At 40.7% G+C, this 22,075-nt stretch carries 10 protein-coding genes; 5 read left to right on the top strand and 5 right to left on the bottom strand.

The genetic code is table 11. The annotated features are described in order from the left end of the window. The first annotated feature begins 157 nt into the window (after positions 1-157). Positions 158-2,350, top strand: a complete 2,193-nt coding sequence (locus RCC89_12455; GenBank protein WMJ73969.1) for a sensor histidine kinase — start codon at positions 158-160, stop codon at positions 2,348-2,350. A gap of 4 nt (positions 2,351-2,354) precedes the next feature. On the opposite strand, the gene RCC89_12460 is transcribed toward RCC89_12455, so the two are convergent. From RCC89_12460 to RCC89_12470, 3 genes are read right to left on the bottom strand one after another with little or no spacing between them, the layout of a single operon-like run. After that, a complete protein-coding gene (locus RCC89_12460; protein ID WMJ73970.1) occupies positions 2,355-2,561 on the bottom strand; it encodes a hypothetical protein in 207 nt (68 codons plus the stop codon). 14 nt (positions 2,562-2,575) lie between these two features. Beyond that, positions 2,576-3,292 carry a nucleotidyltransferase family protein gene (locus tag RCC89_12465; GenBank protein ID WMJ73971.1) on the bottom strand — a complete coding sequence of 239 codons (717 nt, stop codon included), beginning with the start codon at positions 3,290-3,292 and terminating at the stop codon, positions 2,576-2,578. A gap of 55 nt (positions 3,293-3,347) precedes the next feature. Further along, positions 3,348-4,796 carry an RNase adapter RapZ gene (locus RCC89_12470; protein WMJ73972.1) on the bottom strand — a complete coding sequence of 483 codons (1,449 nt, stop codon included), beginning with the start codon at positions 4,794-4,796 and terminating at the stop codon, positions 3,348-3,350. 236 nt (positions 4,797-5,032) lie between these two features. Between RCC89_12470 and RCC89_12475 the strand changes: the two genes are divergently transcribed. Further along, positions 5,033-9,817 (top strand): endo-1,4-beta-xylanase, encoded by a 4,785-nt coding sequence (locus tag RCC89_12475; GenBank protein WMJ73973.1) that lies wholly within the window; start codon positions 5,033-5,035, stop codon positions 9,815-9,817. A gap of 111 nt (positions 9,818-9,928) precedes the next feature. Here the strand turns inward: RCC89_12475 and wrbA are convergent, their stop codons facing one another. Beyond that, positions 9,929-10,546, bottom strand: a complete 618-nt coding sequence (gene wrbA, locus RCC89_12480) for an NAD(P)H:quinone oxidoreductase (protein ID WMJ73974.1) — start codon at positions 10,544-10,546, stop codon at positions 9,929-9,931. 292 nt (positions 10,547-10,838) lie between these two features. Between wrbA and RCC89_12485 the strand changes: the two genes are divergently transcribed. Continuing rightward, positions 10,839-12,563: an FAD-binding protein gene (locus RCC89_12485; GenBank protein WMJ73975.1), complete on the top strand. Its 1,725-nt coding sequence runs from the start codon at positions 10,839-10,841 to the stop codon at positions 12,561-12,563. 27 nt (positions 12,564-12,590) lie between these two features. On the opposite strand, the gene rpsU is transcribed toward RCC89_12485, so the two are convergent. Further along, positions 12,591-12,785: a 30S ribosomal protein S21 gene (gene rpsU, locus RCC89_12490; protein ID WMJ75657.1), complete on the bottom strand. Its 195-nt coding sequence runs from the start codon at positions 12,783-12,785 to the stop codon at positions 12,591-12,593. 363 nt (positions 12,786-13,148) lie between these two features. Between rpsU and RCC89_12495 the strand changes: the two genes are divergently transcribed. Together RCC89_12495 and RCC89_12500 are read left to right on the top strand one after the other, a co-directional pair. After that, positions 13,149-17,198, top strand: coding sequence for an immunoglobulin domain-containing protein (locus RCC89_12495; protein WMJ73976.1), 4,050 nt, complete (start codon positions 13,149-13,151; stop codon positions 17,196-17,198). A 48-nt stretch (positions 17,199-17,246) separates the two neighbouring features. Then, complete coding sequence (locus tag RCC89_12500; protein ID WMJ73977.1) at positions 17,247-22,046, top strand: immunoglobulin domain-containing protein; 4,800 nt, start codon at positions 17,247-17,249, stop codon at positions 22,044-22,046. The last annotated feature ends 29 nt before the right edge of the window (positions 22,047-22,075 follow it).

The raw sequence follows: 22,075 nt of genomic DNA on the forward strand, positions 1-22,075 counted from the left end.
ATTACATTTAACAAAAAGGTATTTGTTTAAGTATTAACCCTTTCCTTTCAGTAAGAAATAAAACGGCTGGTGTAAAAAAAATATAGGGTAAATGTATGGCTTTTAACATATATCATGTAACTTAGTAAGTTAGTATGGTCTTGAAATAGATGTTTCTGTGTTAGAAAAAATAAAAAAATACCTAATTATCTTACTAGAGAAAACAGATAGTAAAATTACAGCTATACTATTTTTATTACTTATTTTTTCCTTTCATGCTTTTGGAGCACCTACCATAGACTTAGAGAAAGGTGTACCTTCAGGTTATATTGGACAATATTTGCTTTCATTAGAAGATAAAGAAGGGGAGCTTTCAATAGAGGATATTCTTCAGGCAGATACTCAGAATCAGTTTACGGTTAATCATCGTTCCTCCATTCATTTTACACCAAAAGAATCGTCAAGCTTATGGGTTAAGATTAATGTAAAGAACATTTCCCTTGAAAACTACTATTATTTAAGCTTGCAATTTCCTGATGTAGATGAACTTTCTTTCTATGGAATAGAAGGGGATTCTGTTGTTGAGAAAGAGGTTGTTACAGGTAATTTATTTAATTTTTATACAAGGGAAATACCCCATCCGCTTTTCTCATTTTCCTTAATTCCAGACTGTGATACCTATTATTTAAGGCTTAAATCTACCAATCCTATACATGTAGCTTTAAAAGTTTCTGAAAAACATGGGCTTTTTCAAAGCTATCATACCTATGATTTATGGCAAGGTATATTTCTAGGCTTGTCCATACTAGTAGTTATGGTATTTGCTACTACTCTAATTGTTGAAAAAAATAGGCTTTCAGTCTATTATCTTTTACATGTATTAGGGACTGTGCTAATTGTTGGTATTTATCAGGGGCACGCTAAGCAATATTTCTTTCCTAACTCAACTTTTATACATACTTACCAAACGGGTTTAATCGCTCTTTTTTCTTTGCCCACCATATTTTTTGTATGCAAGTTTTTAAATGTAAAGTTCATTAACAAGTCTTGCCGAACTACCTTACTGATCATAATGCAAGCCCTGTTAATGATTATAGTATTTGACATAGCAGAAATGCATAATGTTTCTAGGGTACTGTTAAAAGTTACAGCATTTGTATTAACCGTTTTCGTGCTGATTCTAGGTGTTTTTATAGCGTCAGAAGGGGATAGGCCAACAAAGATATTTGTTGCAGGATGGGTTTTATATCTTACAGGGGTTGTTTGCTCTGTTTTGCTTTCCGCTGGCTTAATTTCTTATAGCCTATTAACCTATAATGGTTTTTCTATTGGGGTTGGGGTTAGTATAATTTTTGCTTCTGTCGCGGTAGCAGATCGTTTTCAGCAGTACAAAAGAAGTAACAATAAGTTGGAAGCAGACATGCTTGAACATTTGCGGAAAAACGAAAAACTTGTAAAACAGCAAAACATGATACTTGAGGCTAAAGTAAGTGAACGGACACGCGAAATTGAGCAGCAACGTATTGAAATAGAACTAAAAAATAGGATCATCAGAAAACAGAACAATGAGTTGATCCACTATAATACCTCTTTAGAGCAGCAAGTAGAAGACCGGACTAGGGCGCTTTCAAAAAGTTATGACGAAATCAAAAAGAAAACGCTTCAATTGGAACAGTTCAATTATGTTGCAGCCCATAACCTACGCGCGCCAGTATCAACCCTGTTAGGACTGACGAATATATTTAATCCTCAAAATGTCAGCCCGGAAAACCTGATGGTTATTGAAAAAATCAAGGAAACATCGCTTAAACTAGATCATATTATAATAGACCTAAACAATATCCTTAATGTCAGCGACCCCGCTAATATAATACATGAGCACTTTACGCTTTCGGAAGCATTTGATAAAGCTCAGGAAATGCTCCAAAAGGAAATTTATGCAACCGAAACAAATGTTGAAGTAAATTTCTCTGAATGTCCTGAAGTCTATACTGTTAAGCCTTTTCTGTTAAGTGTGTTTTATAATTTATTGAGCAATGCCATTAAATATAAAAGTGAAAACAGAAAACCGAGCATTAAAGTATCTTCTGGATACCTTGATCAGAATACGCTTTATATTTTATTTGAAGACAATGGCATGGGCATTGACCTGAAAGCTTATGGAAGCAAACTCTTTGGATTATACAAAAGATTTTCTTTTCATGTAAAAGGAAAGGGGATGGGGTTATTTATGGTTAAAACTCAAGTAGAATTAATGGATGGGAAAATTGAGGTTTCAAGCACACCAGGTGTTGGAACTACTTTTCAAATCCACCTTCCGGTAAAGAAAGTCAAGAAAAAAGTGAGCAAAACAGAAACTTCGCAACTATAAACTTTTATTCCTCATTTACCTCCGGATTATCACTTTTATTTTCCTTGAGCAGGGAGTAAAGAAATGGTGTGAAAAAAGTAAGGTTTTCAAGAAAGCAAGCCATACTATAAAATTTGCTCATGCTTACCTCTTTGTCCTCAGCCATCACTGCGAGTAACTGGTCTTGGCCTTCTTGAAACTTCTCTTTAAATTCTTCTTGTGTAAACTCCATAATTGATTTTTTTGTCACTTGAATAACTTTTCTGCCTCATTGACAGCTTCAGGCTTTCCAACATCTATCAATATACCATTGCTATGATCAAAACCTAAAATCTTTTGATTTTTGCACAGCTCTAAATATACCTCCACAATAGAAAATTTACCTTCTTGTGAAATCATATGTAAAAAGTCTGGCTCTATAATATGTATACCACTAAAAGCTTTTTCTTCAAGCTCGGGTTCATCTTTTACAACTTTTTCTTCGCCTGACTTGGTGTTTTTCCAGCCACACAATTCGTTTTTATCATTAAATAAAAAATAACGGCTGGTTGTTCTTTTGGTTACTGCAAGTGTAACCATGGGCTTATGTCTTTGGTGGTAGTCGAGCATGCTTGCTATATCCAAATCTGTAAGGATATCTACATTCATAACAACAAAAGGTTCCTGACCATCTAAAACTGGTGTAGCCTTCTTTAGCCCTCCTCCAGTTTCTAACAGTTGCTCTGTTTCATCTGAAATATGTATTTTACAGCCATAGTTCTCATTTTCTTTCAGCAGGTTTAATATTTGGTCTGGAAAATGGTGAACATTTACTATAAATTCATTGATTCCAAAAGATTTCAAATAACCTATATTTCTTTCTAGTAAAGTTACTCCATTGACTTCAGCCAAGGCTTTTGGTTTGTTATTTGTAAATGGTTTTAAGCGAGTCCCTAGACCAGCAGCAAAAATCATTGCTTTCATCAGAGTATGTTAATATCGTTCTCTACTAGTAATTTAATAGTTTTTTACTGAAGTATCAGTTTATCCAATTTTTTTCTTCCTGAACAATATGCTTAAGCTCTACTTTTACGCCAAACTTATCTTCAAGATGTTTAGCCACACTGTCTGCTGCGAAAACGCTTCTATGTTGGCCACCAGTGCATCCAAAACTCACCTGCAAGCTTTCAAATCCTCTTTTCAAATAATCGGACACACTTATGTCTACCAAACTATAGACATGTTGTAAAAAGGTAGGCATTTCGGTTTGATAAACTAAAAAATCTTTCACCTCCTTATCGCGTCCAGTTAGTTTTTTATAAGGAGCAAACCTACCAGGGTTTAAAATACCCCGACAATCAAAAACAAAACCGCCCCCGTTGCCACTAGGGTCTTCTGGGAGCCCCTTTTTATATGAGAAACTGTGGACTTTAACTACAAGTTTGCTTTCATCTGTAGCTTTAATGTTTTCGTACCGAGCTATAATATCATCTGAGGTCATGGCCTCCAACGCTTTTTGTAGTTCTGGAAGCCGTATTGGTATACTTTTGTTTTCCAGAAACCATTTCAAATTTTTTAAAGCATACGGAATACTACTGATAAAATGTGGCTTTCTTTCAAATAATCCCCTGTATCCATAAGCCCCAAGCGTCTGCAACATTCGGATAAGGACAAAACCATGGTAGTTGTCAAGGAACTCATCACGCTTAAGCTGACCATTCAACAAGTCATTTACCCTGTCAAAATAATAGTCAAATAACTCATCACGCCATTCATAAGGTAGAGCAGCTTTGGCTTGCCATAGCATAGAAGCCACATCATATTGTAATGCCCCTTGCATACCACCTTGATAATCTATAAAATACACCTTATCATCTTTGACCATTACATTTCTGCTTTGGCAATCCCTATGCATGAAAAATTTATTTTTTTCCTGCATTAAGAAATAGCTCAGCATTTCAAAGTCGTTTAAAAGCAGGTTTTTATCATAAGGAAGCTTTAGAGCCCTTAAGAAATAGTATTTAAAATAAAGTAAATCAGAGTAAATGGCGTGTCTATCAAAAGAGCGTGTAGCAATACAATAGTCGTAGTTCAATCCGGTGCCTCCTTGGATTTGTAAGCGGGCCAGTTGCGCTAAGGTTTTTTGATAAAGCTCAAAGGTATGGTCTGTATATCCCTCTTCCTGCAATTTATCAAGAAGGGAAGTGCTTCCCAAATCAGCTTGTACATAAAATTGCTTGTCAGCACTAACATGATACACTTCTGGAACAGATATTTGTTTACTGCTAAAATGTTTGGTAAACTCTAAAAAAGCAGTGTTTTCACGAACATTTGTATTGTAGGTTACGATATATGGCCGCTGAGCAGTGCTGACCCTAAAGTACATTCTGTCACTTCCCGCTAAAGCAAGCTGCTTAATGTCCTGAATGGCCAACTCTGGTTTCCAATTTTCAAAAAAAGCTTTTACCTGATCTATTATGGTAGGCATATTATGGTCTATTTAAAGGCGAAAAACAATTCCGCTTAATTCTTATTAAGTATAACGCTGACAAATTTATAAAATATAAAGTTTGTTGCAGGTTTTTCTGTAAGAAATGACACAACCCTTTAGAATATAATAATATTAAAATTTTTTAAGATTTTTTTAAAATATTCCATTACCTTAATATATGTAAAATGTATATAGTGTATGCTTTACATTATAATCAACCAAACCTAACTTTTATGAAGAAACTGTACTTTTTAACGCTTAGGCGAATGCTGTTGCTGTTGGTTTTTCTAAATATGAGCTTTTTATCAGCAAATGCGCAAAACCTTTTAAGCAATGGAGATTTTGAAGATGGGGATACCGATTGGAACCATCAAGCAGGTGGAACATCCAATGCGTCTTTTGATCTAGTAACAGATGATGTTTACAGTGGATCGAATGCTCTTAGGGTTCAGGCCAATACGCTTGGAGCAGAAAGTTGGGATATCCAGTCCATCCATTCCGGTTGGGAAGCAGAAGTTGGAAGGGATTACCAAGTTACGATCCACGCCAAAGCAGACCAAAATGGAAAAAGACTACGTCTGGTGAACCAAAATGAAGTTTACCTGACACATGCTGTCACATTAAGTACAGAATGGAACAGCTACACTTGGACATTTACCGCTCAAGAATCAAACCCATCGTTCCGGTTGCATTACATTGAAACTGGAACTTTTCACATCGATGACATATCTATAGAAGTGCTCCCTGAAATTGAGCCTCCCGTGTTAGAAACATCCTTAAAAGAGCTGGGAGAGTATTGTGGTTTGTATGTAGGAACTGCTGTGGCTGATGCTCCCCTGAGAAACGAAACGCATTACAGAAATACCATTATCCAACAATTTGGAATGGTAGTGGCCGAGAATGAAATGAAGATGGAGACCATTAAACCTTCTGAAGACGGCCCTTATAATTTTGAACCTGGCGACAGACTGGTTGATTTTGCAGAAGAACATGGTATGCAGGTGCGTGGACACGCATTACTTTGGCATAGCCAAATGCCACGATGGATGAACGACAGGTCTTGGACCAAACAAGAGTTGATGGATTACTTAAAAGAATACATCACCACGGTAGTTACCCACTATAAAGGAAAAATCCAAGAATGGGATGTCGCCAATGAGGTAATAAGTGATGGCCCTGGCAATCCTATAAGGGATGAACTGTGGTTCAATATTGGTGGAGTGGAAATTATTGACTCAGCTTTTAAGTGGGCACATGAAGCAGACCCCGACTGTAAACTTTATTATAACGACTATAGTGCCGAAACCATGAACAGCAAGTCTGATGCTGTTTATGACTTAGTAAACGGACTGAAAGAAAGAGGTGCTCCTATTTATGGTGTTGGTCTGCAATCGCACCGTAATTACAATGAAGGTCTCCAAATGCACTACGACCTGATTACCCAAATGGACCAGAATATTAAAAGGATCGGGGAACTAGGATTGAAAGTGGCCATTACAGAATTAGACCTTGGTATTCATACACCAGTAACGGAACAAGATTATCAAGACCAAGCTGCTACTTATGCTAATATTTTGCAAGTAGCCCTGGACAACCGGCCTACCATTGAAACTTTTTGCTTATGGGGCTTTACTGACAAACATTCTTGGATTCCAAACTTTTCAGGTGGAGAAAGAGATGAAGCTTTGATCTTTGACCATAATTACTTTCCCAAGCCGGCCTATGATGCCTTAGTAGAAACCTTTGAAAATTGTACCCCGCCGGAAACCTGTGATGCGGAAATTTCTTATGAAGGAAGTAGGACTTTATGTGAAGGAGATTCGCTCGAGTTAACAGCTACAGAAGGTGCTTCTTATGTATGGCGAAAAGACGGTGACAATATAGGTACTTCAAGGACTTTGTGGGCAAAAGAAGATGGAGAGTACAATGTTGAGGTGACTTATGCTAATGGCTGTACTGGTACTTCAGAAAGCCTTGGAATCTCTGTTGACCCTAAACCTGAAATATCTTATGAAGCTCCTACAGTTGTATTGGTAGAACCTGCGGTCATTAGTTTCTCCGCGGAGTTAGCCAATGGCGGGGGAGATGCATGGAAGCTTAAAAATGAATCAGGAGAAATCATTTATACAGAAGAAGGGGAGAATTTCAACTTTGAAGAAGACGGGTTTGAAGCAGGAGAGCATTCTTTTATATTGATAGCTACAACAGAAAGTTGTATTGATTCTGTGGAAATAACTTTTAATGTAGAAGAATGTCCAAAACCCGAATTTTTAACTTATATCCAAAAAAATGAGGAAGAAGTTCAAGAGGTAGACAGTATGTCTGTTCCTGATGAGGCAAGCGTTAGATTGATACCTGAAACTGAACAAGAGGGCATCTGGAGTTGGACTGGCCCTAACGGTTTTGAAGCTGATACTCGTGAAATTACAATAGAAGACTTCTCAGAGTCGCATGAAGGTGAATATGAAGTGACTTTTGTCAATGAATGTGGTCGGGATACCAGTATTATATTTACTTTATCTTACTGTTATATATCTGACATACTCCCTTTTGCTTTTGTCAATGAAGAAGAAATCGAGAGCAAGGAAATAATAGTTGCTGAAGGCGATGAATTACTGTTAGATCCACGTTTACTTATTACATCCACTCCTGGCCCTGAACCATATCCTGGACAGCCAGAAGATGGTTGGTACTGGGCAGGGCCTAATGATTTTGTTTCCAATGAAAGGCAAGTTTCAATAGAAAGCGCTTCTGTTGAAGTTTCTGGTACTTATACAGTAAGCTATACTGCTGAATGCGGTACGAAACAAATAAGGTATGAGGTGCAGGTACAAGCAGAACCTGCCATCGACTGCAACGGAGACGAAGGGGGGACAGCCGAAATTGACGAATGTGATGTATGTGCCGGTGGCGAAACAGGCATTGAACCGGGTTATACTTGCGCTGAGCCTGAAATTGAGTCTATCAGCGAGGACATTGAAGTTGAAGAAGGTGAAGAGCTAACGCTAACAGTTACAGCTTCTGGCCCTGGCGAACTTTCATACCAATGGTTCAGAAACGGCCAAGCCATTGAAGGTGCCACCGATGCTACCTATACCGTAACGGAAGCTGCTGTTTCTGATGCTGGCACTTACCATGTGGTGGTAAGCAACGAAAACGGTGACACGCAAAGTGCTTCTGTTGAGGCAACCATTGTCCAAGGAATCGACTGTAACGGCGACGAAGGGGGGACAGCCTATATCGATGATTGCGATGTCTGCGCCGGTGGCAATACAGGCATTGAGCCAGGCTTCACTTGCGCAGAGCCAACAGTAGAAGTTGTCTCCAGCGACATCAATGTAGAAGAAGGTGAAGACTTTACTTTGGAAGTTTCTGTAAGCGGCCCTGGAGAGAACACTTATCAGTGGTTCAAAGACGGAGAGCCGATTGAAGGTGCTATAGAAAGTACCTATACCGTACCTTCTGCAAGCGGATCCGATGCAGGCAGCTATCATGTGGTTGTGACCAATGACAATGGCGCTACCACCAGTGACCCAATTCAAGTAAGTATTGCCTCAGCACCTGAAGTAGACTGCAACGGCGATGAAAACGGAACAGCGGAATATGACGAGTGCGATGTTTGCGCCGGTGGCAATACAGGCATTGAGCCAGGCTTCACTTGCGCAGAGCCAACGGTAGAAGTTATCTCCAGCGACATCAATGTAGAAGAAGGCGAAGACTTTACTTTGGAGGTTTCTGTAAGCGGTCCTGGAGAGAACACTTACCAGTGGTTCAAAGACGGAGAGCCAATTGAAGGCGCTACAGAAAGTACCTTTACAGTTCCTTCTGCAAGCGGATCCGATGCAGGCAGTTACTATGTAGTGGTGACCAATGACAATGGCGCTACCACCAGTGACCCAATCCAAGTAAGTATTGCCACAGCACCTGAAATAGACTGTAACGGCGATGAAAATGGAACAGCTGAATATGACGAGTGCGATGTCTGCGCCGGTGGCAATACAGGCATTGAGCCAGGCTTCACTTGTGCGGAGCCGGTTATAGATGCCATCTCTGCTGATATTAATGTAGAAGAAGGTGAAGACTTTACTTTGGAGGTTTCTGTAAGCGGTCCTGGTGAAAATACTTACCAGTGGTTCAAAGACGGAGAGCCAATTGAAGGCGCTACAGAAAGTACCTATACCGTACCTTCTGCAAGCGGATCCGATGCGGGAAGCTATCATGTGGTTGTGACCAACGACAATGGTTCTGTCACAAGTGATGAAGTACATGTGGATGTGAGCTTGGCGGTAGACTGTAATGGCGTAGCTGGCGGTACTGCCGAAATAGACGAATGTGGAGAGTGTGCCGGTGGCGATACAGGTATCGAACCTGGTTCTTCTTGCCCAGTGGTGAACCCAGAAATCATAAGTATCCCAACTGCACTAGAAGCGACTTTAGGAGAGCCGTTTGAGCTGAACGTAAACGCTTCTGGACCGGGATCTTTCACTTACCAGTGGTACCATAATAACCAACCAATAAATGGAGCTACCAACAGTACTTATTCTGTAGAAGAAACTTCTGAGGAAGACGCCGGTACATATCATGTTGTCATTACAAGCAGCAATGGCGGTGAGACCAAAAGCGAGGAAATTACGCTAACAGTTACCCAACCGGTAGACTGTAATGATGATATTTGGGGCGATGCCTTTTATGATGTATGTGGTATTTGCGCAGGAGGAAACACAGGCATTGAGCCAACATTAGATGAGGATGAATGTGTTACCAGCATCAATGGCGAAGAGTTGGGTGCCAAGGTAAATGTTTATCCTAACCCTGCAAGTACAGAGTTGTTTGTTGAATATCAAGCTGTGGAGACTAAAACCTTGACTTTGTTAAACGGTTTAGGTCAAGTAGTCAGGTCTGTAAACAGTACCAACACAGTTGATCGTTTTGACATCTCAGATTTACCTTCAGGAGTTTACCTGTTGGTCGTTGAATATGAAGGCAAGGTACAACATGCTAAAATAGTGGTTCAGTAACCATAAGGCATGTGTTGTGCCCTTACAAAAAAAGCTGCCGGATTTTTTCTGGCAGCTTTTTTTGTTTTATAACTTAAGCTAAGAAATTAACATTGGATAATAAATTATAAATTACCCTTCAGCCAAACCTGCTTTCACCCATTTGGCAATTTTTACAGTTCTCCTTGCTTGGTGCTTTATCGCTTTTTCCACACTATTTTGTATTTTTCCTTCTGAGTCAATGGTGGCGCTAGTGCCGTATGGATTACCTCCTGCTTCAAATATAGATTGGTCAGTATAACCAGTAGGAACAAGTATTGCCCCCCAATGTGACATAATCTTATATAGTGACCTTAAGGTAGTTTCTTGTCCTCCATGTGGGTTCATGGCAGACGTCATTCCGCTCACTACCTTGTTTGCAAGTTTTCCTTGAAACCACAGCCCTCCAGTAGTATCTATAAATGATTGTACTTGAGAAGGCATGTTTCCATATCGGGTAGGTATGCTGAAAATAATACTGTCAGCCCATTCTAGGTCTTCTAAAGTTGCTTCTGGAACATCTTTGGTTGCTTCTACATTTTTCTTCCAGGCAGGATTCTTGTCAATAGCTTCTTTGGGGGCAATTTCTTTAATTTTCAAAACCTTAACTTCTGCACCAGCTTCTTTTGCTGCCCCTTCGGCCATTTTAGCCATTTTATAATTTCCTCCTGTAGAGCTGTAGTAGATTATTGCGAGTTTTAATGTAGCCATTGTTGTTTAAATTAAATGTTATAACATGTATTTTGTCTCTGATAAACATTTAAAGACTCAAATTGTTTGTCAAGGTAAATACCTTAGCAAACAATCATTTGCCCTCGCTCTAAGCAAACCACAAACATAATGAGTGTGCTAAAGTTTACATTATTCCGGAATAAGGAGAAAAAGCTTTTGGTTAAAACTTAAAGTTAGGTTTCATAAATCTTGGTGATGAAAAACTCGAACAAGTTGCAATGATGCGTTCAGGAGTCCTTTCTTCCAAGGTTTCATTTAGAACACATCACATATGGAAAACCCTAATATAGTAACAAACTTTGATTATAAAGTAATAATTCTAGGTGCAGGAGCTGCTGGTATCAGGACAGCTATAGAACTTAAAAAGAACAATATATCTTGTTTGCTGATTTCAAAACGGAAACACGATGATGCCCACACCAAAATGGCTGCTGGTGGAATTAATGCATCATTGGGTAGCCTTGATCCTGATGACAACTGGAAAATACATGCGGCGGACACTATTAGAGAAGGTTATTTTATCAATGATCCATCTGCTGTGGAAGTAGTGTGCAAACAAGCTCCGGAAGCTGTTTTAGAATTGCAAAAATGGGGCTGTAAATTTAATTTGACTGAAGATGGAAAGATAAACCAACGTTTCTTTGGTGCCCAGTCTTTTAGACGTACATGTTTTTCAGGAGATGAAACGGGCAAAGAAATTTTAAGAACATTGGTTGCTAAAGCCAAAGCTGAGGCTATAGAACACCAAGAAGGTATTTATATTTTTAAAATTCTTAAAAGCAATGAGCGCATAACCGGGGCTTTAGGGTATGATATGGTAAATGAACAATTCGTACATTATTTATCACCTGTTGTTGTTATCGCTTGTGGGGGATATGCATCGGTATACAGTAGGTCTTCTTCAAGGCAAGGTGAAAATACGGGAGATAGTATTTCCTTGGCACTGCAAGCAGGAGCAAGGGTCATGGATATGGAAATGGTCCAGTTTCACCCAACGGGAATGGTTAGCCCTCAATCATATCTGGGTAAATTAGTAACAGAAGCTGTTAGGGGAGAGGGAGGGATATTGGTCAATAAAACAGGAGAGCGTTTTATGGAAAAATACGCTCCAGAGCAAATGGAGCTAGCTACAAGAGATGAAGTAGCACGAGCCATTGCAAAGGAAATCCTAGAAGGACGTGGCACAAAAAACAGTGGAGTTTTCCTGGATATTTCACATAAAGATAAGGACTTTATTAAAGATCGTTTGCCACATATGTACGAACGCTTTTCAGGGATTGGTATAGATATCTCTAAAAAACCTATGGAAGTGGCCCCAACCAGCCATTATTCTATGGGAGGTATAGAGGTGGATTTTACCACTGGCAGTACAGGTGTTAAAGGCCTATATGCAGTAGGTGAGGCTACAGCAGGTTTGCACGGCGCAAATAGGCTCGGAGGAAATTCATTAGCAGAAACTATAGTATTGGGTAAAATAACTGGCAATAGTATTGCTGAATACTTAACTACACAGGCAACTATTGAGAAAAAAGGGAATGACACTACCATACAGTTGCCACAGTTCCCTAATTATCTCTCCGCAGAAAAACTTATCAAAGATGTTAAAGAGCTCCTGTGGTTACATGCCGGGATAATTCGTTCTCAAAAAATACTTGAAGAAGGTCTGGAAAAGCTAGAAAAAATCCAAAAAAATCTAAAGGGCCATGAACAACAAACTGAATTTAATGCTGAGAACTTCTTAATGTCTTTAGACTTACATAATATAATGGTGGTAGCTGAACTTATTTTAAAATCAGCTTTAGAAAGAAAAGAGTCCAGAGGTGCGCATTTTAGAGAAGATTTTCCAGAAGAGAGGAAGCATTGGTGTAAAAATATTTTGTGGGGGAAAACTCAAGCCGGATATCAGATATCATCTAAAGATATTCCAGAAGTTGGTAGAGATATTAAAGAAGTACTTGAAGCGCATTATAGATTGGATTACCACCAATTAGAATAAAAAAAAGCCCGATTGTTCGGGCTTTTTTTATATGTTTTCGTTATTCTGCATTTTCTGACGATAAATGGCTTTGATCTTTTGGTTTCTTCTAGCCACTGAAGGTTTTTCGAAATATGAGCGTGAACGAACTTCATTTAAAGTACCTGTCTGCTGAAATTTCTTTTTATAACGCTTTAAAGCACGGTCAATAGACTCATTTTCTTTTACCTTAATTACGATCATAATAAATCCTTCTTTCTGTTTAATTTTCAAATTTTGATTCGCAAATGTATCACTTTTTTTTATTTAATGCAAGTAGCATTAAGAAAAATATTCTCCTTTATACTAATAACTAAATAACCAAAGCTTTAGTTGCGTATCTGTGTTTGATTGGTGTGCCACCTATTTATGACCAGTAAATTTAAAACTATAAGATTTCCTCGCAACTTAACTTAGTACCCTTAAAACAAGGTTGAAACCAGCTTTGAAAATTAAAAAATGGCAAAAGCTGTTACTTATTGCCGCTATACTTGTATTATTCAATATAATCCAGAGATTGTTCCATTTTTTCTCTGCTAATTTTTTCTTAATACATTAAACATCGATATGAAACGAACTTTACTAATGCTGTTATTGGGCTGCGTTGCCTCTATGTACGCAAATGCCCAAGGGTTTCAAACCTCGGGAGCAGAACTATTAGATGCTAATGGAAATCCCTTTGTTATGAAAGGTATCAATGTCCCTTTGGCGTGGTTTACTAACCAAACTTTAGACAACATTGAAAACATTCGTGAAAACACCAACGCTAACTGTTTGAGGATCGTCATTGGGAATGGCTATACCCCAAATGATGGAACGGGGTCAAACTGGAATACCAGGGATGAAGATTGGCAATTGGCAGTAGAGAGGTGTATTGAAAATAATATGATCCCAATGGTAGAAGTTCATAATGTACTGGGGAGCAACGATCCTGAAGACTTACAGGCTGTAGCTGAATGGTGGGCTTCGAAAGCAGATTTTTTGACCAGACCTGAAAATGAAAGGTATTTACTCATAAATATTGTCAATGAATGGGGGGATTGGTGGATGAGTAGTCCTAATAATGACCCGCCACAAAGTTTATGGCGTGATGCTTATATTGATGCAGTCCAAACTATTAGAGATGCAGGAGTTACCACTACTTTGGTAATTGACGCCCCCGGCTACGGCCAAGACTATCAAAGCTCTACTTTGCTAAACTATGCGCCAGAGGTTATTGAGGCTGACCCTGAAAACAATCTTATGTTTTCGTTACACATGTACTGTGAATGGAGTACCACTGGAAATTCAGATATAGCAACTTTGCTTCCAGCTGTGAAAAACGCAGGAATTCCTATTACTGTTGGAGAGTTTGGTTTCCAACATGATGAACCTGGTGGTATTTGTGATATTGACGAGGAGCTTATTTTAAGCATTGGGGAACAACATGGTATTGGTTGGCTAGCATGGTCATGGATTGGTAATGGCAGTCCTTTGGAATATCTAGACTTGAGTAACAACTGGAGTGGAACAGATCTTACCCCATGGGGAGAAACAATAGTAAATGGAACTTATGGAACCCAAACTGCTGAAACAGCCACTGTGTTCCTCTCTGATGGTGATAACGAACCTCCTGTTGTAAGTTTGATAGCACCTGAAAATGAAGCTTCATTTCCTCATGGAGAAGATATCATATTGTCAGCAGAAGCATCAGATCCTGATGGAGAAGTGGCTAATGTCCGTTTTTTTAATGGCAATGTTTTATTGGGGATAGTTGACTCTGAGCCTTATACGTTTACTTGGGAAAATGCCCCAGAAGGAGAACATACAATTACCGCTCGTGCCACGGACGATGGTGGAGCTTTTACTACTTCCGACCCAATAGTTATAACAGTAAGAACACCTTGCCCCCAACCAGATTTAGGAACTCAACTGGTAACCTGTCCAGGTAATGTACTAGAGCTTGATTCAGGGGTAGAACTTAATGATGATTTTGAATTTGGGTGGTCCTTTAACGGACAGGAAATAAGTGGTGCATCTTCCAATACTTTGGAAATTGATGAACCTGGTATGTATCGGGTTACTATTTCTACTATCGATTGTGAAGCAACTGACGAAGTAGAGGTGGTTTCTGGATTGCTGGAGGCAACAGGGGATACATTATGTATAGCTGGCGAGGCAACAATAAGCGTTTCTGGCGGCAACGGGCCTTATGAATGGTTTGCAGAAGAAACAGGTGGAGAAGCATTATATGAAGGAGAGTCTTATCAGCTACAAGTAGAGGAGACCACAGTTTTTTATGTAGAAGACCTTGGTGCAGAGCCTCATTTGGCAGAGTATATAATGGGCGAAATTGAAAGACCGGCAGGTGTAGAACAATGGGGGCTTTCAGGTACTGACTTTGCTGATGACGATAAAAACATTGCCTTTATTGTCTATGAGGAATTAACCCTTAATGCTATACATGTTTATTCTGCAACAGCAAACAATGAAGTAACAATTAGGGTTTTGGAAGGTACCAATGTTATTGAAGAAGTTATCCATACAGTAGGGACAGGCAAGCAGCGAATACCCTTGAATGTATCGCTTACCCCAGGGGAATACACCATAGACCCTGTAGGAACCTCCGGAACTTTACAGTATCAAGCAGAAGGAGCTAGTTTTCCATATGAACTTCCAAATATCATGTCATTTACTGGTACCCAGGAGTGGGTATTAAGTGATGGCAGATATGGCTTTTTCTACGAATGGGAAATTTCAGTTGAGTCAGATTTGGTATGTGGGCGAACTCCCATTACTGTGGTAGTAGATCCTGATCATGAAAGTTGTACTGATTGTCACGGAACTGAAAATGGAACCGCCGAAATTGACGAATGCGATGTATGTGCTGGTGGCGAAACAGGCATTGAACCGGGTTATACTTGCGCTGAGCCTGAAATTGAATCTATCAGCGAGGACATTGAAGTTGAAGAAGGGGAAGAGTTAACGCTAACAGTTACAGCTTCTGGCCCTGGCGAACTTTCATATCAATGGTTCAGAAACGGCCAAGCCATAGAAGGTGCCACTGGTGCTACCTATACCGTAACTGAAGCTGCTGTTTCTGATGCGGGCACTTACCATGTGGTGGTAAGCAACGAAAACGGTGACACGCAAAGCGCCTCTGTTGAGGTAACCATTATCCAAGGAATTGACTGTAACGGCGACGAAGGGGGAACAGCCTATATCGATGACTGCGATGTCTGCGCCGGTGGCAATACAGGCATTGAGCCAGGCTTCACTTGCGCAGAGCCAACAGTAGAAGTTGTCTCCAGCGACATCAATGTAGAAGAAGGTGAAGACTTTACTTTAGAAGTTTCTGTAAGCGGTCCTGGAGAGAACACTTACCAGTGGTTCAAAGACGGAGAGCCAATTGAAGGCGCTACAGAAAGCACCTATACGGTACCTTCTGCAAGCGGTTCCGATGCGGGAAGCTATCATGTGGTTGTGACCAATGACAATGGCTCTACTACCAGTGACCCAATCCAAGTAAGCATTGCCGCAGCACCTGAAGTGGATTGCAACGGCGATGAAAACGGAACAGCGGAAATTGACGAGTGCGATGTCTGCGCCGGTGGCAATACAGGTATTGAGCCGGGCTTCACTTGCGCAGCACCAACAGTAGAAGTTGTTTCCAGCGACATCAATGTAGAAGAAGGTGAAGACTTTACTTTGGAAGTTTCTGTAAGCGGTCCTGGAGAGAACACTTACCAGTGGTTCAAAGACGGAGAGCCAATTGAAGGCGCTACAGAAAGTACCTATACGGTTCCTTCTGCTAGTGTGGCCGATGCAGGCAGTTACTATGTAGTTGTGACCAATGACAATGGTTCTGTCACTAGTGATGAGATACATGTGAATGTAAGCTTGGCAGTAGATTGTAATGGGGTAGCTGGAGGTACTGCTGAGATAGACGAATGTGGAGAATGTGCCGGTGGCGATACAGGAATCGAACCAGGTTCTTCATGTCCGGTAGAGAACCCAGAAATTGTAAGTATCCCAACAGAGCTTGAAGCTACTTTAGGAGAACTATTTGAGTTGAATATAAATGCTACAGGCCCAGGGTCTTTCACTTACCGGTGGTATCACAATGGTAACCCAATAGATGGTGCTACCAGCAGCAGTTATACTGTAGATGAAACCTCAGAAGAAGACGCCGGTACTTACTATGTGGTCATTACCAGCAGCAATGGAGGAGAGACCAGAAGTGACAATATTACGCTGACAGTAACCGAACCGGTAGATTGTAACGGAGACGCTTGGGGAGATGCCTTTATAGATGTATGTGGTGAATGCGCAGGCGGTAATACGGACAGAGAACCTATAGAGGATGAAGATGAATGCATTACCAGCATTAACGCAGAAGACGTTAATGGCCAGGTAAAAGTTTATCCTAACCCTGCTAATACAGAGTTGTTTGTGGAACATGGTTTTACAAATACCGTAAACATTACAGTATACAATAATCATGGACAGGCAGTAGTGTCTATAGAAAACAGTCTGTCAACAGAAAGAGTAAATGTTAACGACTTACCTGCTGGAATGTATCATATTACAATACAGGGTAATGATTCAATTAAGCATATCTCATTTATTAAACATTAAATTCAAAAGCAGCCAGGTTTGACAGCCTTTCTTATAAAATAAGGTTCTATGAGAAAACGATTATGTAATTTTTGGGTATTTTTTTTAACATTTGTCCTGTACATCCCAACAAGTTATGGACAAAGTGAATACAGTTGGGGAAATGTGGAAATTGTCGCAGGAGGCTTTTTAACAGGTATTGTTTACCATCCCACAGAACAGGGCCTTGCTTATGCCCGGACAGATATGGGTGGTGCCTACAGACTAGATGGCACTACCAGAAGGTGGGAACCACTGACTGATGTATTTGATGCAGATGACTGGAACATGATGGGGATTGAAAGTATGGCCATAGATCCTACAGATCCGGATAGGGTTTATATGGCTTGCGGTACCTATGCTTACCATGACTGGGCAGGAAATGCTTCTTTCTTTAGTTCAACTGATCGTGGAGAGACTTGGGAAAGAACTTATCTTGATTTTAAACTAGGCGCCAATGAAGATGGTCGGGGCATGGGCGAACGTCTGGCTTTAGATCCTAATGCACCTGAAACCCTTTATTTAGGTACTAGGCAAAACGGCCTTTACAAATCTACCAACAGAGGAGCTAATTGGTCTCAGGTAAGTTCATTTCCAAATATAAATACACCACGTGATGTAGGTCTTGGATTTGTAGTAATCGATGCAGCATCTGGCTCTCCGGGAAACCCTTCTCAGGTTATATATGTGGGAGTCGCACGTAATGATGGAACGAATTTATACAGAAGCACAGACGGCGGGGAATCTTGGGAAGGGATACCTGGTGCTCCTACAGGAATTATGCCTTATCAGGCTAAACTTGCCAGCAATGGGACTTTATATATAAGCTATACAGACGCTCCCGGGCCAAATGATATTGATAATGGAGCTGTATATAAATTTAATACTCAAAGTGAAGAATGGACACGTATTAAAGCACCTGACCCTGATATGGAATATGGTTTCGGTGGTATAGCTGTTGATCCTAATAATCCTAACACTATCATGGTTGGGTCAATTTGCAGGTGGTGGCCATACGACCAAATGTACCGTAGTACAGATGGCGGTGACAATTGGATAGCAGTAGGCACTGGCAGGGATTACATAAACAGGGATGTGTCTGCTTCACCCTATATTAGGTGGGGAAATGACCCTTCTGAAGATAATAATATTAGAACAGGAAACTGGATAAGTGCTTTGGCCATTGATCCATTTGACTCAGACAGAGTGCTATATGCTACAGGGGCAACCGTTTGGGGCTGTGATGAAATAAGTAATGCTGATGACCAAAACCCCATCAAATGGGAAATACGTGCTCAAGGGGTAGAACAAACTGCCATTCTTTCACTGGCAAGTCCTAATGAAGGGCCTAGCCTGTTGAGTGGAATAGGGGATATTTGTGGATTTGTACATAATGATATCAGGAAATCTCCTGAAGCTGGTATGATAGACCCTGCTTTTAAAGATGGTGTTGGTGTAGATTTTGCAGAACTAAACCCTTCTGTGTTCGCCATTATCGGGCACGATTATGAACCTGTTGACTACATGGGAGCCATATCAACAGACGCAGGTGAAAACTGGACCAGATTTGAAAATCATCCAGCAGACATGGAAGATGGTATGATAGCATTGAGTGCGGATGGTGAAATAATTATTTGGGCGCCTGAAAATCAAGCTCCTTATAGATCTGTTGATGGAGGAAGTCAGTGGACGCAGGTAAATGGAATTGGAGGTACCGCAACTCTGGTTTCTGATAGGGTAAATTCCAATAAATTTTATGCTATCAGAAGCAATACTTTTTATAGAAGTACAGACGGTGGTGTTAATTTTTCCGCAGCTGCCACTTCGGGTTTTTCTGGCACAAAACTTAAAGCTGTACCTGGATATGAAAATCATATATGGGTTCCTGCAAACAACGGCCTGTATCATTCTTCCAATGGTGGTGATTCTTTTGAAAGAAATAACCAGGTGCAAAGTGCTGACGTAGTAGGGTTTGGAAAAGCAGCTCCGGGTCAGGAATATCCTGCAATCTTTATCACAGGTTCTGTAAATAATACCTATGGTATTTACAGGTCTGATGATGCAGGTGAAAATTGGGTTAGGATTAATAATGATTTAAATCAGTTTGGCGCTATAAATACTGCCATTACAGGAGACCCAAGGGTATATGGTAGAGTTTATGTTGCTACAAATGGAAGGGGTATAATTCTTGGGGAGGTAGCTTCAGAAGAATGTGAAAAACCCAAAATTACAGCTTTTAGTCAAATAGAGGACAAGGAAAAAGAGCAGGTTAATGAAGTGGTTGCTCCGCTTGGAAGCAATATTACCCTATCTGTCGAAACCACAGAAGAAGGTACTTGGGAATGGACTGGCCCAGACGAACTAATCTCTGATAATGAATCACTAACAGTAGAAAACTTCAGTTCTGAAGTTACTGGAACCTACGCTGCCTCATTTACCAACGTTTGTGGAAAGGATACAACTGTTTCTTTCATTCTCTCTCTTTGTGATACAAACACCATTTCTCCCATGGTAATAATTGGGGAAAATGAACCAGAAGAAAATAAAGAAATTTCAATTTCGGAGGGTAAAAACCTGACATTATCCCCTGTAGCTTCTGATGGGAAGTGGGAGTGGATAGATATTAACGGTTCTTCAGAAAGTACTAGGGAAATCTCTTTTGCCAATATTGGTATGGAAAGTACAGGCAATTATGAGGTTAATTTTACCAACGAATGTGGCGCCCAAAGTTCATTAACCTATTCTGTTCATGTTATTGCCAAACCTGTGGTGGAAAGCTTGCCTACTGAAATCGAAGTTTCGGAAGGAGAAGCTATTACTTTGGAAGTTATAGCAACCGGAAGCGGCACTTTAAGCTATCAATGGTATCATAATGAAATGCTGATAGAAAATGCGACATCAGCAACCTTAGAAATTGAATCTTCCCGTGAATCAGACAGTGGTATATGGCATGTAGCTATAACCGATGAATATGGTGGTGTTACAACAAGTGACAATATCGAGGTTATAGTGAAACCTGCCATCGATTGCAACGGAGACGAAGGGGGGACTGCCGAAATTGACGAATGTGATGTATGTGCTGGTGGCGAAACAGGTATCGAACCGGGTTATACTTGCGCTGAGCCTGAAATTGAGTCCATCAGCGAGGTCATTGAAGTTGAAGAAGGTGAAGCGTTAACGCTAACAGTCACAGCTTCTGGCCCTGATGAACTTTCTTATCAATGGTTCAGAAACGGCCAAGCCATAGAAGGTGCCACCGATGCTACCTATACCGTAACTGAAGCTGCTGTTTCTGATGCGGGCTCTTACCAAGTGGTGGTAAGCAACGAAAACGGTGACACGCAAAGTGCCTCTGTTGAGGTAAGCATCATCCAGGGAGTCGACTGTAACGGCGACGAAGGGGGGACAGCCTATATCGATGATTGCGATGTCTGCGCCGGTGGCAATACAGGCATTGAGCCAGGCTTCACTTGCGCAGATCCAACAGTAGAAGTTATCTCCAGCGACATCAATGTAGAAGAAGGCGAAGACTTTACTTTAGAAGTTTCTGTAAGCGGTCCTGGAGAGAACACTTACCAATGGTTCAAAGAAGGAGAGCCGATTGAAGGTGCTATAGAAAGTACCTATACGGTTACTTCTGCAAGCGGTTCCGATGCGGGAAGCTATCATGTGTTTGTGACCAATGACAATGGCGCTACCACAAGTGACCCAATTCAAGTAAGCATTGCTGCAGCACCTGAACTAGACTGCAACGGCGATGAAAACGGAACAGCGGAAATTGACGAGTGCGATGTCTGCGCCGGCGGCAATACAGGTATTGAGCCGGGCTTCACTTGCGCAGCACCAACAGTAGAAGTTGTTTCCAGCGACATCAATGTAGAAGAAGGTGAAGACTTTACTTTGGAAGTTTCTGTAAGCGGTCCTGGAGAGAACACTTACCAGTGGTTCAAAGACGGAGAGCCAATTGAAGGCGCTACAGAAAGTACCTATACGGTTCCTTCTGCTAGTGTGGCCGATGCAGGCAGTTACTATGTAGTTGTGACCAATGACAATGGTTCTGTCACTAGTGATGAGATACATGTGAATGTAAGCTTGGCGGTAGACTGTAATGGCGTAGCTGGCGGTACTGCCGAAATAGACGAATGTGGAGAGTGTGCCGGTGGCGATACAGGTATCGAACCTGGTTCTTCTTGCCCAGTGGTGAACCCAGAAATCATAAGTATCCCAACTGCACTAGAAGCGACTTTAGGAGAGCCGTTTGAGCTGAACGTAAACGCTTCTGGACCGGGATCTTTCACTTACCAGTGGTACCATAATAACCAACCAATAAATGGAGCTACCAACAGTACTTATTCTGTAGAAGAAACTTCTGAGGAAGACGCCGGTACATATCATGTTGTCATTACAAGCAGCAATGGCGGTGAGACCAAAAGCGAGGAAATTACGCTAACAGTTACCCAACCGGTAGACTGTAATGATGATATTTGGGGCGATGCCTTTTATGATGTATGTGGTATTTGCGCAGGAGGAAACACAGGCATTGAGCCAACATTAGATGAGGATGAATGTGTTACCAGCATCAATGGCGAAGAGTTGGGTGCCAAGGTAAATGTTTATCCTAACCCTGCAAGTACAGAGTTGTTTGTTGAATATCAAGCTGTGGAGACTAAAACCTTGACTTTGTTAAACGGTTTAGGTCAAGTAGTCAGGTCTGTAAACAGTACCAACACAGTTGATCGTTTTGACATCTCAGATTTACCTTCAGGAGTTTACCTGTTGGTCGTTGAATATGAAGGCAAGGTACAACATGCTAAAATAGTGGTTCAGTAACCATAAGGCATGTGTTGTGCCCTTACAAA

Source organism: Cytophagaceae bacterium ABcell3 (assembly GCA_030913385.1).
Lineage (GTDB): Bacteria > Bacteroidota > Bacteroidia > Cytophagales > Cytophagaceae > ABcell3.

Excerpts from the sequence above, each read along its gene's own strand:
- RCC89_12460 (WMJ73970.1), bottom strand. The coding sequence starts at position 2,561 with ATGGAGTTTACACAAGAAGAATTTAAAGAGAAGTTTCAAGAAGGCCAA.
- RCC89_12465 (WMJ73971.1), bottom strand. The coding sequence starts at position 3,292 with ATGAAAGCAATGATTTTTGCTGCTGGTCTAGGGACTCGCTTAAAACCA.
- RCC89_12470 (WMJ73972.1), bottom strand. The coding sequence starts at position 4,796 with ATGCCTACCATAATAGATCAGGTAAAAGCTTTTTTTGAAAATTGGAAA.
- RCC89_12475 (WMJ73973.1), top strand. The coding sequence starts at position 5,033 with ATGAAGAAACTGTACTTTTTAACGCTTAGGCGAATGCTGTTGCTGTTG.
- wrbA (WMJ73974.1), bottom strand. The coding sequence starts at position 10,546 with ATGGCTACATTAAAACTCGCAATAATCTACTACAGCTCTACAGGAGGA.
- RCC89_12485 (WMJ73975.1), top strand. The coding sequence starts at position 10,839 with ATGGAAAACCCTAATATAGTAACAAACTTTGATTATAAAGTAATAATT.
- rpsU (WMJ75657.1), bottom strand. The coding sequence starts at position 12,785 with ATGATCGTAATTAAGGTAAAAGAAAATGAGTCTATTGACCGTGCTTTA.
- RCC89_12495 (WMJ73976.1), top strand. The coding sequence starts at position 13,149 with ATGAAACGAACTTTACTAATGCTGTTATTGGGCTGCGTTGCCTCTATG.
- RCC89_12500 (WMJ73977.1), top strand. The coding sequence starts at position 17,247 with ATGAGAAAACGATTATGTAATTTTTGGGTATTTTTTTTAACATTTGTC.